Below are 14114 nucleotides of genomic sequence, written 5' to 3'. Positions count from 1 at the left end.
AACCTGACCCGCCATAAAAAAATAAAGATTATCATCACCCTCAATCAGCTTATTGTTGCTCCTCCCTTTTCCGCAGCCGACAGGAGACGTACATGAATCTGTCTCGCCCGTGGTTCCTTTCCAGCGGCGTATCTGTCGCCGCTCTAGGCGCCGGACTCATCCTGATCTCCTTTGCCGGTTGTTCCCAGAAAGCATCCCCTCCTCCCCAAGCTGTCCCCGAAGTGGAGGTGATTACCGTCACCACGCAAACTGTTCCCGACGAGCCTGAGTTTATCGGGCAAACACAGGCTTTTCGTCCCGTCGAGATTCGCCCGCAGGTAACGGGAATAATCAAGAAAGTTTTTTTTACAGAGGGGACGAATGTCAAGAAGGGCAACAAACTTTACCTGATCGATCCGGTGCCCTTCGAGGCGAACTATTTCAGCGGAAAGGCGAGGGTCGCGCAGGCCCAGGCCCGCGTCGTTCAGGCAGAGCAGGAAGAAGCGCGCGTAAAACCGCTGCTCGAGGAACAGGCTGTCAGCCGCAAGAGTGTCGATGACGCAGTCGCGGAAACACTGGCAGCCAAAGCAGGGCTGGAGGCGGCGCAAAGTGACCTGATCAGGGCGAAATTCGATCTGGACAATACGATCATCACAGCCCCGGTAAACGGACGGATAGGACGCAGCCATTTCTATGAAGGGCGCCTGGTATCCGCCCAGACAACCCTGCTGACCACCATCGACCAGCTTGATCCCATGTACGTTAATGTCAATGTTCCCGAAAGCTATCTTCTCAGAAGGCGGCGTGAGTTGGCGGAGAAGAAAGTGCAAAGGCCGGATATTTTCCAGTTGCGGGGAGTGATCACCTTTTCCGATGGAAGCGTGTACCCGCAGGAAGGCGTGCTTGATTTCTCCGACGTATCCATACGACCGGAAACCGGTACGCTGGAGGGAAGATTCACGTTTCCGAACCCGGAAGGAGGTTTTTCTCCGGGACAATCCTATTTTTATCCGGGGCAATTTGTTCATGTCCGTGTCAAGGGATATATCCGGACAGAGGCGATCCTGATTCCGCAACGGGCTGTGCAACTGGGACCCCAGGGTTCCTTCGTCTATATCGTCGATGCCGAGAGCAAGGCGCAGTCTCGACCCGTCACAGCGAGCTCATGGCATGGCAAAGACTGGTTGATCGAAAACGGCCTTCGCCCAGGCGAGCAAGTGGTTGTGGAAGGATTACACCGGATCCAGCCAGGAAACCCGGTGAAGGCCATCCCCTACAAAGAGGATCGCTCCGCGAGTGAAATGAGCAGGAAATCGTCATGAACTCCCGCTTTTTTATTGATCGTCCAATTTTCGCGTCCGTCCTGTCCATCATTATTGTCGTGGTGGGGCTCGTTGCGCTGAGAAGCCTGCCGATCGCGCAGTTCCCGGAAATCACGCCACCCATGGTGCAGATCGACGCCGATTACCCCGGGGCGAGCGCAGAAGTTGTTGCGGAATCCGTCGCGCGCCCCATCGAGGTCCAGCTTCCGGGTATCGATAATCTTCTTTATTACGAATCCACCAGCTCGAACGACGGACATATGACCATGAAGCTCACGTTCGAGATCGGAACGGACGTGGATATCGCGCAGGTCCAGACACAGAACAGGCAGCGCCTTGCCGAACCGCAACTTCCGGACGAAGTCGTGCGCCAGGGTATCACCGTGAAAAAAACATCGCCTGATCTTCTGGCGGTCATTGCCCTGAGTTCTTCCGACCCACGGCACGATACCATTTACCTCTCGAACTACGCGCTGCTGCGGGTTCTTGACAACATCAAGCGCCTTCCGGGCGTAGGGGATGCAATTATCTTCGGCAGCCAGAATTACTCCATGCGGCTGATCCTGGATCCTGTCCGCATGGCGCAACTGGACCTCACTCCCACCGATATCGCGGCTGTGGTACGCGAGCAGAACCGGGATTTCCCTGCTGGCAGAGTAGGGCGGGAGCCTTCACCCAAGGGAACAGAGCTTACCATTCCGGTCATTACCCAGGGTCGCATGAGTGAAGTGAAGGAATTCGAGGATATGATTGTAAGGGCGTATCCCGATGGTTCCATGGTGCGAATGCGGGACGTAGCGAGAGTGGAACTGGGCGCGCAATCATATGATCTCGAAGGGAGATGGAACGGAAAGCCCAACACCTTTCTTCTGACTTTTCTTGCCCCCGGCGCCAACGCGCTCGATACGGTTCACCGGGTGCGCCAGGAAATGGACAAGCTCGCGCGCAGTTTCCCAGCGGGTGTCTCCTACGACATACCCTATGACACTACCATATTCATCGACGTTTCCATCAAGGAAGTCCTGAAGACGCTGATCGAAGCAACGCTCCTTGTCATACTGGTCGTTTTTGTTTTTCTGCAAAGCTGGAGAGCGACGATCATTCCAGCAGTCGCGGTTCCTATTTCACTGATCGGAACCCTGGCGGGGATGGCAGCGCTTGGGTTTTCAATCAATACCCTGACTCTGTTCGGCATGGTGCTTGCAATCGGGATCGTGGTGGATGATGCAATCGTCGTGGTGGAAAATGTCGAGCGGCATATGCAGGAGGGGTTGCTCCCCAAAGAGGCGGCCAGGATCGCCATGGATGAAGTGGCGGGCCCCGTCATTGCCATCGTCCTGGTGCTGGGGGCGGTGTTTGTTCCGGTCGCCTTTCTGGGTGGAATCACCGGCGAATTATACAAACAGTTTGCGATTACCATCGCCCTGTCCGTTGCGATATCGGGCTTCGTGGCGCTTACTCTGAGTCCCGCGCTCTGTGCGCTTATTCTCAAGCCGGGGCATGGGGAGCCCGCAAAGTACTGGAAGCTGTTCAACCGGTCGTTTGACTGGATGCAGACACGCTATACAAACGGCGTCGGGATGATATTGAAACGATCCATGATCGCCCTCTGCATTTTTGCCGTCATGATATTCGTCCTCCTTGGCCTGTTCAGAACGGTTCCCGGCAGTTTTCTCCCGGAAGAAGATCAGGGCTATTTCATTACCGTTGTCCAGTTGCCGGATGGAGCTTCCAAGGAACGCACGATTGATGTATTGAGCAAAGTAGAGCAATACTTCCTGTCGATTCCAGCGGTACACTCAACAGATGCGCTGGCCGGGCAGAACTTCGTGTTCGGCACACGGGGGGCGAATCAGGCGACGATGTTCGTTCCGCTCCAGTCCTGGGACATGCGCAAGAGTGCCGGGGAGCATGTCACCGGCCTTATCGCATCCGCCTTCCAGGAGTTTGCAAAGATACCGGAAGCGCTGATTCTTGCCTTCAATGCCCCATCCATCCGGGGACTGGGCTCCACTGGAGGCTTCTCCCTGCAAGTACAGGATCCGAGCGGAGGGGATTTCACAGAGTTTGCCGAGATTACCCAGCAGTTCATCACCAAGGCCGTGGAACATCCTGCTATCGCCGCTGCCAGCACCAATTTTCGCGTAAGTGCGCCCCGGCTTTACGCTCGCGTGGACCGGGAACGCGCCAAAGCCCTGGGTGTACCGATTTCTGAAGTCTTCGACAGCATGCAGGCTTATTTCGGTAACCTTTATGTCAACGACTTCGTGAAATATGGGCGCATCTATCGCGTCCAGACGGAGGCTCTGCCGGAGTACCGATCGAACCCGGAGGACATCGAGAAGATTTACGTGCGTGCACAGAACGACAAAGGCCACGTCATGATTCCGCTCAATTCGGTGATCACCACCGAATTCACCAGCGGGCCTGATCCCGTCACCCACTTCAACGGATTCAATTCCGCACTCGTGCTGGGCGGCGCCGCCCCCGGCTACAGCTCGGGGCAGGCGCTCGATGCGCTGGAACAGATCGCAGATGAGGTATTGACACCAAAAGGTTATACGATCGACTGGAGCGGAATATCCTTCCAGGAACGCCAGGCAGGAGGGAAATCGGTTCTGGTATTCGCCTTCGCCCTGCTCATGGTCTTTCTGGTACTGGCCGCCCTTTACGAGAGCTGGTCAGTTCCGTTCGCAGTGATTCTTGCAATCCCGTTCGGAATTTTAGGCGCACTACTGGCCATCTGGGTTCGTGAATTGACCAACGACATCTATTTCCAGATCGGGCTGGTGACATTGATCGGGTTGTCCGCGAAGAACGCGATCCTGATCGTGGAATTCGCCAATCAGCGGTATGCGGATGGAGAGCCTTTGCTTGACGCCGCGCTCGAGGCGGCACGGCTTCGTTTCCGTCCCATTATCATGACTTCCATGGCTTTTATCCTGGGTGTGTTTCCGCTGGTTGTCGCTTCCGGTGCAGGCGCCGCCAGCCGGAATTCCATCGGGACGGGTGTTTTCGGGGGAATGCTGGCCGCGACCTTTCTTGCCATCTTTTTCGTACCCCTCTTTTTTGTAGTGATAAGAAAAATGACACGTCAGCGCGGGCAACCAGGGGTTGGAGCGTCCCATGCGACATCGGGTAATCCTCCTTCCACCGTTGAAAACGAGTGAGCATGCGGAACGAACGGCATATGTAATATGTGCACCGGCAGCCTTCCGTTCTTGGAGGCTGACGTAGATGAATTTACTCTCTAGTCGCCTGAGGCTGAGGGTTTTCCAGGGAGTTCTGCATCCGCTTTCCTGATTAGCTGTCTGTAAAATCGCTTCTCACTTCCCCCTGATTTATCGCCTGCGATAAGCACAATGGCTCTTCGTTCTGGATCGAAGGCAAAAGCCACCCGCCGTACCTACACTATCTAAGGAATGAAAAAAGACAATTCTAATGAAAAGCGCGGTATCAAAATGCGAGAGCAGGATGAGGCAAAAGGATGAAGCTTCCGGATACCTTACAGCTAGACCTGGATTCTTGAGCAGTGCGAGGCTAGCGAGCCCAGATCTTAACTGCGGGAAGAAAGGCCGGCCCTGTCACGCCATAAGTTTTACCTGGTATTTGCTGATCTCGCCCAACTGACATCAAGGGCATTTTGGCCTAAACTGAAGATAGCGTAGTCTTTCAGAGCCTTTCTTTCAGAGACTATCGCAGGAATTTGCGATTCGTGATTTTGGTAGCCACTATTGGATGGATTTAATCAAGGAGACATCACCATGTCACAAAAACGAAAAATGGGACTCATTATTGCAATCGTTCCTTTTTTAATAGCCACGGGCAGTCTCACAACTGGTGCCAATGCAAGTGAACATGAAGGAGGAAGCGATGCTTCTGTGATGAAAAGAGAAGCAGATGGTAGTGTCAGTAAAAAAGAATTCATGAAACACCACGAGTGGATGTTTGACCAAAACGACAAAAACCATAATGGTAAGCTTGAACCCGATGAAATGAGAAACCTGCACAAAATGGTGAGTAAAATGCATGAGCGCTTTGAACAGGAATATAGACAAAAAAAATAGCTGGCGTATAGGAATTTATTCGAAGCCTTAGCCGACAGTATTTTTACTCTGTCGGCTAAGGCTTGGGGTGGTGTTTAGTCCCGCAGTCAAAATGAGGCGTCAGCCCTGTTGTGTGACATCAATCCGCGAGCCTCTTTCAGCAGAAATTCCTGGAATGCCTGTGCAACGCTGGAGAGCCGCTTGTGCTTTCGATGAACGATATGCCAGTAGCGCATGATGGGAAAATCCTCGACATCGAGAATCTTCAACCGTTTCGTTTCCAGTTCCAGTTCCACTGTATGCAACGAGGTGATGCCCAGACCCATACCGGCCTGGACCGCCTGCTTGATTGCCTCGCTGGTGTCGGTTTCCATTCCCCTGTTGAGTGAAATATGGTGTGATGCGAAAAAACGCTCCATCGCGCCGCGTGTGCCGGATCCTGGCTCCCGCACAAGAAATGTTTCCTGCTCCAGTCGCTTGACTGGAATCCTCCGCACCTTGCATAACGGATGCTCAGGCGGAGCGATGACAACCAGGGGATTCTCCATGAATGATTCGGTTGCAATATCCAGGTCTTCCGGCGGCTGACCCATGATGGCAAGATCGATTACATTGTCGGACAGTTGCTTGAGCACTATTTCACGATTGGATACGTTGAGGCTGACAGTAATATCCGGGTAGCGCTGGCAGAACTTGGCCAGTAGATGTGGGGCAAAATAGTTGGCGGTGCTGACCACTGAAATATTGAGCCTGCCCCGTTCCAGCCCTTTCAGTTCATCGAGCGCCAGTTCCATGTCTGCCAGTTGCTGGGAGATGGCACGGCTGTAATGATAAAGTTCGCGTCCCGCGTCGGTCAGATAGATTTTCTTGCCCATCTGCTCGAATAACGGAAGTTCAATAGTGTCTTCCAGTTGCTTGATCTGCATGGAGACTGCCGGCTGGGTAAGATGCAGACCCTCTGCCGCACGGGAAAAACTCAGGTGGCGAGCAACCGATTCAAAGACCTTTAACTGCCGCAGCGTAATATGCAGCATCTTGCCTCATGGTTCATGGAGAGTGAAAACATATAAGTAAAATGTTATCATAACAATCAAAACACGTGACTGTTATTTATAGTAATACCCATTACAATTCTTTCCGTAGCACCTTTAACTACCCCTATGAGGAGAACTGACATGAGTGAAGAAATTACCGGCAAGGAACGCTACAAATCCGGCGTAATTCCGTACAAGAAAATGGGCTACTGGGATTCCGACTATGTGCCCAAAGATACGGATGTCATCGCCTTGTTCCGTATCACACCCCAGGCAGGGGTAGATCATGAGGAAGCCGCCGCCGCTGTCGCCGGCGAATCTTCCACCGCCACTTGGACAGTAGTATGGACCGACCGTCTGACCGCCTGCGAACTGTATCGCGCCAAGGCCTATCGTTCAGAGTTGGTGCCTAATACAGGTCCCGGTACCAAGACCGAAGCTCAGTATTTCGCCTACATCGCCTATGACCTCGATTTGTTCGAGCCGGGCTCCATTGCCAACCTGACGGCTTCCATCATCGGCAACGTGTTCGGCTTCAAGGCGGTGAAAGCACTGCGTCTCGAAGACATGCGCATCCCCGTGGCTTATCTGAAGACCTTCCAGGGTCCCGCAACCGGTATCGTCGTTGAGCGTGAGCGGCTCGACAAATTCGGCCGGCCGCTGCTCGGCGCCACCACCAAGCCGAAGCTGGGCCTCTCCGGCCGCAACTATGGCCGCGTGGTATATGAAGGACTCAAGGGTGGTCTCGACTTCATGAAAGACGACGAGAACATCAACTCGCAACCCTTCATGCACTGGCGTGACCGGTTCCTGTACTGTATGGAAGCGGTCAACAAGGCCTCCGCTGCTACCGGTGAAGTCAAGGGTCACTACCTGAACGTTACCGCTGGCACCATGGAAGACATGTACGAGCGCGCGGAATTTGCCAAGTCCCTTGGCTCCGTCATCATCATGATCGACCTGGTGATCGGCTACACCGCGATCCAGTCGATGGCGAAGTGGGCACGCAAGAATGACATGATCCTGCACCTGCACCGCGCCGGGAACTCCACCTATTCCCGTCAGAAGAACCATGGCATGAACTTCCGCGTCATCTGCAAGTGGATGCGGATGGCAGGCGTGGATCACATCCACGCAGGCACCGTGGTGGGCAAGCTGGAAGGCGATCCGCTCATGATCAAGGGCTTCTACGATACCCTGCGCGACCGCCATACGCCGGTAAGCCTGGAGCATGGGCTGTTCTTCGAGCAGGACTGGGCTTCACTGAACAAGGTCATGCCGGTTGCTTCGGGCGGTATCCATGCCGGGCAGATGCACCAATTGCTGGATTATCTCGGCGAAGACGTGATACTGCAGTTTGGCGGTGGTACCATCGGGCACCCTCAGGGCATTCAAGCCGGTGCGGTTGCCAATCGCGTTGCGCTGGAAGCAATGGTACTGGCACGCAACGAAGGCCGCGACTATGTGAAGGAAGGCCCCAAGATTCTGGAAGAAGCCGCCAGGTGGTGCACGCCGCTCAAGCAGGCGCTGGAAACGTGGAAGGATATCACCTTCAACTATGAATCCACCGACACCGCCGACTTCGTGCCGAGCGAAACCGCCAGCGTTTAATCGTATCAAGGAGAAACCACATCATGATGACCAATTTTCAAAACCGTCTCACGCAAGGGCAATTTTCCTTTCTGCCCCCGCTGACGGACAAGCAAATTTCGGCGCAAATCAAATACGCGCTGAAGAACGGCTGGGCAATCGGGATTGAATATACCGATGATCCACATCCCCGCAACACGTATTGGGAAATGTTCGGGAACCCGATGTTCGACCTGAAGGACCCCGCGGGTATCCTGCAGGAGATCAACGATTGCCGGAAGACCTATCCGAACCACTACGTCCGTGTCACGGCTTTCGACTCGTCACGCGGTGTGGAAAGCCCGGTTATGTCCTACATCGTCAATCGTCCGAAGAACGAGCCTGGCTTTGGCCTGGTGCGCCAGGAAGTGGATGGCCGGCAAGTCCGCTATACCATCCATTCCTACGCCACGGAAAAACCGGAAGCCGAGCGGTACTGATGACTTCCTCCCCTTCCTTCCCCGGAAGGGGATAGCCAACTTCGGACAGGGCAGCGGACGCTTTACCGGCCTGCTGCCTTACCTGATCCTGATTTCCCTGGTAATCCCATGTAAGGCCGCTTTCCGGTAAACCAATAACCGAGGCACGAGTCCTAATATTTTATTTCCTTTTGGGTGGATCAACGTGACAACACAACTGAAAGAAATTCCCCCTTCCGATAACAGTTCCATCGATCTGGAAGCCGAGTTTCAGGCTTCCAATATCAAGGAAGTACTGGATAAGCTTGACCGCGATCTGATTGGCTTGAAACCGGTAAAAACCCGCATCCGCGAAACCGCCGCCTTGTTGCTCGTGGACCGCGTCCGCAAGAAACTGGACCTTACCGCCGGCGCGCCCAGCCTGCATATGTCCTTCACCGGCAATCCGGGCACCGGAAAAACCACGGTGGCACAGCGTATGTCCGAGATCCTGCACCGCCTGGGTTATGTGCGTGAAGGACACCTTGTTTCCGTGACTCGTGATGACCTGGTGGGCCAATATATCGGTCATACCGCGCCCAAGACCAAGGAAGTTATAAAGAAGGCCATGGGCGGCGTGCTGTTCATCGACGAGGCCTATTACCTCTACAAACCCGAAAATGAACGCGATTATGGGGCTGAGTCGATCGAAATCCTGCTGCAGGTGATGGAAAACAACCGGGAGGATCTGGTTGTCATCCTTGCCGGTTACAAGGACCGCATGGACAAATTCTTCCGCAGCAATCCCGGCATGCGATCGCGGATAGCTCACCACATCGATTTTCCTGACTATTCTCCGGATGAACTGGTGGCCATCGCCAAGCTTATGCTGGCAGCACAGAATTACCGTCTCAGTGCAGAAGCGGAAAAGGCCTTTGGCGAATACATCCGGTTGAGGATGAAAATGGAGCATTTTGCCAATGCACGTTCCGTACGCAATGCTCTCGATCGCGCAAGACTGCGTCAGGCCAACCGCTTGTTCGAAGGAGCAAGGAAAAACCTGTCACGCACCGATCTGATCACCATCGAAGCGGAGGATATCCGGGCAAGCCGTGTATTCCTGGAAGGCGCTGTTGATCTGGATGGAGATGAGGGCGCAAGCCGGGAATTATCCGAAGAATCGACATAAGGTGCTTTCATGGGTCAACCAGGTATTGCAATACCTGGCAACTCAACATTGCAGCACGCATCGAACAAGGCGCCCGATTGGGCGCCTTTTTTATCAGCTTATCTGAACCCTGCTCCTACCTGATACGGTATTTCACCAAACTGGCCTTGAGAATTATAGAAAGTGGCATGAACACGGGTATTTGCTCAACAGCGCTGAAATCCGGTTTGTACCATCGGCCTTCGCGCGCGCCGAAAAGTGTTTTGTAGCATCTTTACGCCTCCGCTTCGCGCCCATAGGCTTGGCTCCTGGCTTGCAGGATACGCAAATCCACTCTCAAAACACCTCGCCATTATCCCGTTGATCCGGCGATATCCAGCTAAGGGCGCGTTATACTCCTTCTGAACCACCCTCATTACCTGGAATTCAACGATGCGCCCTACCCGTCTGGAAAAGCCGCCCACCAACCGGAACGACTGGAAGACCGTCCGTACGCTGCTGCCCTATTTATGGGAATTCAAAGGCAGGGTAGTGGCGGCAGTGGTATTGATGTTCATGGCCAAGCTTGCCAACGTGGCAATACCACTGGTACTGAAAGAAATTATCGACGCGCTCGACCGTCCCCGCGCCCTGCTGGTCTTGCCGGTTCTGTTGCTGTTAGCGTATGGGCTCCTGCGCCTCTGCAGCACGCTCTTCGGAGAGTTGCGTGACGCCGTGTTCGCCAAGGTAACCCAACGCGCCATTCGCCGGGTGGCAATCAAGGTGTTCAGCCATTTGCATGCGCTGTCGCTGCGCTTTCACCTGCAAAGGCAGACGGGAGGAATGTCGCGGGATATTGAGCGGGGAACCCGCGGTATTTCGTTTCTCCTCAATTTCATGCTGTTCAACATCCTCCCCACTCTGCTGGAAATCAGCCTGGTTGCGATCATCCTCATCTCGGGGTACAGCATCTGGTTTTCTGTGATCATCCTTGGCACGCTGGCGGCCTACATTGCGCTCACGCTCATCGTGACTGAATGGCGAATGATTTTTCGGAGAACCATGAATGACATGGATTCAAAAGCCAACACTCAGGCAATTGATAGCCTTCTGAACTACGAAACGGTCAAGTATTTCGGCAATGAATCCTGGGAAGCGCGGCGCTACGATGAGCACATGCAAAAATGGGAAATTGCGGCAGTTCGTAATCAGACATCTTTGGCCGCACTCAATTCGGGGCAGAGCGCCATCATAGCAATAGGAATAACTGCGCTGCTGTGGCTTGCCGCCGACGGTGTGATTCAGGGTTCCATGTCATTGGGAGACCTGGTGCTCGTCAATGCTTACATGCTCCAACTCTATATGCCACTGCATTTTCTTGGATTCGTTTACCGGGAGATCAAGCATTCTCTGGCGGACATGGAAAAGATGTTTAATTTACTGGCGGAGAATGAAGAGATCCAGGATAAACGAGGTGCAGTAACCCTTATTGCCGGAAACGCACCCGTACGCTTCGAAGCGGTAAATTTCAGTTATGAACCGGACCGGCAGATTCTGTTTGATGTCAGCTTCGACATTCCGGCAGGACGCAGCGTCGCAGTAGTTGGTCACAGTGGATCAGGCAAGTCCACCCTCGCACGGTTACTCTTTCGCTTTTACGATGTCAGCAGCGGGCGCATCCTGATAAATGGGCAGGATATCAGGGATGTTACCCAGAGCAGCCTGAGAGCGACAATAGGTATCGTTCCGCAGGACAGCGTGCTGTTCAACGATACCATTTATTACAATATTTCCTATGGCAACCCTAAGGCGAGCACTGAAGAAGTATTTGAAGCTGCAAGGTCCGCTCATCTTCATGATTTCATCGAGAGTCTGCCGGACAAGTACCAGACCGTCGTTGGAGAAAGAGGGTTAAAACTTTCCGGCGGTGAAAAGCAGCGGGTAGCGATAGCTCGCGCAGTCTTGAAAAATCCCGGAATCCTTATCTTCGATGAGGCCACCTCCGCTCTGGATTCAAAATCGGAGAAAAGCATTCAGGGGGAGATGCGCCGTATCGCTGCCCATCGCACCACACTGACGATTGCCCACCGTTTATCCACCATCGTCGATTCCGATCAGATTCTGGTAATGGACCATGGTCGCATCGTCGAGCGCGGTACTCATCGGGAACTCCTCTCGATGAATGGAGCCTATACTTATATGTGGGAACTGCAGCAACAGGAAGAACAAACCAGACTTCAACTTGTAACCGGCGGTCTGGGACACAGGCTATAATAGGGTGTTCGCATCCGGATTCACATCCGGGGGAAAAGGATATTATGACATCCCGATGACGCGAATCTGGAGTAAAAATCGACTCACGAAGATTGATCGCTTAATACACTATAACCGCCCCTCTTCTTATCTCAAAAATTGCCATGCAGACAGCTTCTCTCTCTGTATTTCCTCAGTACTTATTGCCTAAACACGCGTTGACACTGCTGGCTGGACGTATTGCCAATGCCGATGCCGGCAGTCTCACCACGCTTCTTATCCGCTGGTTTGTCTGGCGCTACGCTGTCAATATGGATGAGGCGGTCAATTCGGATATCCGCAGCTACCGAACCTTCAACGATTTTTTTACCCGCCCTCTGCTTCTGGAGAGCCGTCCGATATCCGACGCGGATTATGTTTGCCCAGCCGACGGCCTTGTAAGCCAACTGGGTGTCATTTCCGGCGACCAGATATTTCAAGCCAAGGGACACAATTATTCCGCCGCTGCGCTGCTGGGAGGGGATACGCGGTTGGCGGAAAAATTTTACGGAGGCAACTTTGCCACACTGTATCTGAGCCCACGGGATTACCACCGGGTCCATATGCCTGTAGATGCGCGTGTGAGCCGAATGATCTATGTTCCGGGAGATCTGTTCTCCGTGAACGCGAAAACGGTCCGCGGTGTCCCGGGGTTGTTCGCCCGCAACGAGCGGGTGATTTGCATATTTGAATCGGAATTCGGACCATTTGCTTTAGTACTGGTGGGTGCCACTATTGTCGGGAGTGTGGCCACCGTATGGCATGGGGTGGTCAACCCGCGGGACTCGGAGGGCGCGCGCGATGTGCGCGAGTGGCGGTATGACTCATCGGATCTGGTGCTCAAGAAAGGGGATGAAATGGGCAGATTCCAATTGGGATCAACAGTGGTAATGTTATTCCCGAAAAACGAAATAGTGTTTAATCCGGCCTGGGCTCCCGGTCGAACCATACGGTTCGGGGAAACGATGGCGGCCAAAGCTGATCAAGCCAGATAGAGAGAAAAGAGAAGAGCGTTCCTCATTTCCCTTTCCCCCTTCCCTCTCGCTCGCAGAGACGGCGGGTTGGAGGCAGGCTGAAGAAGTGCTATCAGGAAGAATACGGGAAGTGACGGGCCTCCCTGATCTCTTTGATCTTCACGACGACCCGCACGCCCCGGAATGGAGCCGGGTGAACCACGAGCAGGCAGGTCATCTTTAACTGGAAAATATAAGGATCTCGCTCTCTCAGGCGATCGATCATGCCTGGGCCGTCTTCAATATAGGTTCGTCCGCAGCAGTGGGTTCCGGTTCCTGTTGAAATTCCTGGATGAGCTCCTGCCCTACCCTTAATAAGGTTTCCCTGAACTCCATCGCCACCTCCGGGTGCTGCAAGCCATAGGCGATGGTCGCCTCCAGGAAGCCTGCCTTGCTGCCGCAATCATAATGCTTCCCTTGGTAACGGTAGGCCAGGACAGATTCCAGCTTGAGAAGGCCGGAGATTCCGTCAGTAAGCTGAATTTCCCCTCCTGTTCCAGGGTTCAGGTTGCTGATGCAGTCAAAGATGGCGGGTGACAGAACGTAACGGCCTACGATAGCCATCGTGGAAGGCGCAGCGTCAGGAGAAGGCTTTTCCACTAACCCCCTGATTTTCAGTGTCTCGCTCTCTGCATCTGCATCAAAAGCATCCACGATTCCATACCGCCGCGTCTGTTCGCGCGTAACCTGACGCACCGCTATGAGACTGCTTTGGACTTGTTCATACTGGGACACCATCTGTGCGAGTACAGGAGGATCTCCATCGATCAAATCGTCCGGAAGCAGTACGGCAAACGGTTCGTTGCCCACGAGATGCCGCGCGCAGTAAATTGCATGCCCCAAACCCCGGGGCTCCTCCTGCCGGACAAAGCTGAAATGAACGCCACTTGGCGTTAACTGTCGCAGCATTTTCAGCGAAGCGTGTTTTCCCTGCGAGGCCAATTCGCTTTCCAGTTCCACTGCCCGATGCAGATGATCTTCAATGGCGCGCTTGCTCCGATGGGTAATGAAAATGATTTCTTCGATACCTGCCGCAGCCGCTTCTTCCACCGCATACTGGATCAACGGCTTGTCTACAATGGGCAGCATTTCTTTGGCCACTGCTTTGGTCGCGGGCAAGAAGCGGGTGCCAAGTCCGGCTACGGGAAACACAGCCTTGCGCACCGCTCGCGGGGATTTACGAACAGCGGGTCCAGCAGTCAACGAAAGCACATCTTTTCGGTTCATTACAGGTTTGGCAGTAATGTTCATGAG

11 protein-coding genes are annotated in these 14114 nt (G+C 53.8%); 8 read left to right on the top strand and 3 right to left on the bottom strand.

What is annotated here, in order from left to right; genetic code table 11:
• The first annotated feature begins 92 nt into the window (after positions 1-92).
• Together C8R21_RS05685 and C8R21_RS05680 are read left to right on the top strand one after the other, a co-directional pair.
• Positions 93-1301, top strand: coding sequence for an efflux RND transporter periplasmic adaptor subunit (locus C8R21_RS05685; RefSeq protein ID WP_107761829.1), 1209 nt, complete (start codon positions 93-95; stop codon positions 1299-1301).
• Positions 1298-4471: a multidrug efflux RND transporter permease subunit gene (locus tag C8R21_RS05680; protein ID WP_107761828.1), complete on the top strand. Its 3174-nt coding sequence runs from the start codon at positions 1298-1300 to the stop codon at positions 4469-4471. Before C8R21_RS05685 ends, C8R21_RS05680 begins: the two co-directional genes overlap by 4 nt.
• A gap of 80 nt (positions 4472-4551) precedes the next feature.
• Here C8R21_RS05680 and C8R21_RS05675 read toward each other — a convergent pair whose 3' ends face one another.
• Positions 4552-4698 (bottom strand): type II toxin-antitoxin system RelE/ParE family toxin, encoded by a 147-nt coding sequence (locus C8R21_RS05675; RefSeq protein WP_219906616.1) that lies wholly within the window; start codon positions 4696-4698, stop codon positions 4552-4554.
• A 367-nt stretch (positions 4699-5065) separates the two neighbouring features.
• Here C8R21_RS05675 and C8R21_RS05670 point away from each other — a divergent pair, with 367 nt between their 5' ends.
• Positions 5066-5368: a hypothetical protein gene (locus C8R21_RS05670; protein ID WP_107761827.1), complete on the top strand. Its 303-nt coding sequence runs from the start codon at positions 5066-5068 to the stop codon at positions 5366-5368.
• Positions 5369-5454: 86 nt separating this feature from the next.
• Here C8R21_RS05670 and C8R21_RS05665 read toward each other — a convergent pair whose 3' ends face one another.
• Complete coding sequence (locus tag C8R21_RS05665) at positions 5455-6381, bottom strand: LysR family transcriptional regulator (protein WP_107761826.1); 927 nt, start codon at positions 6379-6381, stop codon at positions 5455-5457.
• Positions 6382-6522: 141 nt separating this feature from the next.
• On the opposite strand from C8R21_RS05665, the gene C8R21_RS05660 reads away from it, so the two are divergent.
• From C8R21_RS05660 to asd, 5 genes are all read left to right on the top strand, one after another.
• Positions 6523-7992 (top strand): ribulose-bisphosphate carboxylase large subunit, encoded by a 1470-nt coding sequence (locus C8R21_RS05660; protein WP_166636952.1) that lies wholly within the window; start codon positions 6523-6525, stop codon positions 7990-7992.
• Positions 7993-8015: 23 nt separating this feature from the next.
• Positions 8016-8450, top strand: a complete 435-nt coding sequence (locus C8R21_RS05655) for a ribulose bisphosphate carboxylase small subunit (protein ID WP_107761824.1) — start codon at positions 8016-8018, stop codon at positions 8448-8450.
• 184 nt (positions 8451-8634) lie between these two features.
• Positions 8635-9597, top strand: a complete 963-nt coding sequence (gene cbbX / locus C8R21_RS05650; protein WP_107761823.1) for a CbbX protein — start codon at positions 8635-8637, stop codon at positions 9595-9597.
• Positions 9598-10008: 411 nt separating this feature from the next.
• Complete coding sequence (locus C8R21_RS05645) at positions 10009-11829, top strand: ABCB family ABC transporter ATP-binding protein/permease (RefSeq protein WP_107761822.1); 1821 nt, start codon at positions 10009-10011, stop codon at positions 11827-11829.
• 143 nt (positions 11830-11972) lie between these two features.
• On the top strand, positions 11973-12842 hold the full coding sequence (gene asd, locus C8R21_RS05640; RefSeq protein WP_107761821.1) for an archaetidylserine decarboxylase: 870 nt from the start codon (positions 11973-11975) through the stop codon (positions 12840-12842).
• A gap of 240 nt (positions 12843-13082) precedes the next feature.
• Here asd and galU read toward each other — a convergent pair whose 3' ends face one another.
• Positions 13083-14111: a UTP--glucose-1-phosphate uridylyltransferase GalU gene (galU, locus tag C8R21_RS05635; RefSeq protein WP_107761820.1), complete on the bottom strand. Its 1029-nt coding sequence runs from the start codon at positions 14109-14111 to the stop codon at positions 13083-13085.
• Positions 14112-14114: the final 3 nt, after the last annotated feature.

Origin of the sequence: Nitrosospira multiformis (assembly GCF_003050865.1) — a bacterium.
GTDB classification, from domain to species: Bacteria; Pseudomonadota; Gammaproteobacteria; order Burkholderiales; family Nitrosomonadaceae; genus Nitrosospira; species Nitrosospira multiformis_E.
This window is presented reverse-complemented; position numbering and strand designations above follow the sequence as displayed.

Coding starts and splice junctions, on each gene's coding strand:
- C8R21_RS05685 (WP_107761829.1), top strand. CDS start 93: ATGAATCTGTCTCGCCCGTGGTTCCTTTCCAGCGGCGTATCTGTCGCC.
- C8R21_RS05680 (WP_107761828.1), top strand. CDS start 1,298: ATGAACTCCCGCTTTTTTATTGATCGTCCAATTTTCGCGTCCGTCCTG.
- C8R21_RS05670 (WP_107761827.1), top strand. CDS start 5,066: ATGTCACAAAAACGAAAAATGGGACTCATTATTGCAATCGTTCCTTTT.
- C8R21_RS05665 (WP_107761826.1), bottom strand. CDS start 6,381: ATGCTGCATATTACGCTGCGGCAGTTAAAGGTCTTTGAATCGGTTGCT.
- C8R21_RS05660 (WP_166636952.1), top strand. CDS start 6,523: ATGAGTGAAGAAATTACCGGCAAGGAACGCTACAAATCCGGCGTAATT.
- C8R21_RS05655 (WP_107761824.1), top strand. CDS start 8,016: ATGATGACCAATTTTCAAAACCGTCTCACGCAAGGGCAATTTTCCTTT.
- C8R21_RS05645 (WP_107761822.1), top strand. CDS start 10,009: ATGCGCCCTACCCGTCTGGAAAAGCCGCCCACCAACCGGAACGACTGG.
- asd (WP_107761821.1), top strand. CDS start 11,973: ATGCAGACAGCTTCTCTCTCTGTATTTCCTCAGTACTTATTGCCTAAA.
- galU (WP_107761820.1), bottom strand. CDS start 14,111: ATGAACATTACTGCCAAACCTGTAATGAACCGAAAAGATGTGCTTTCG.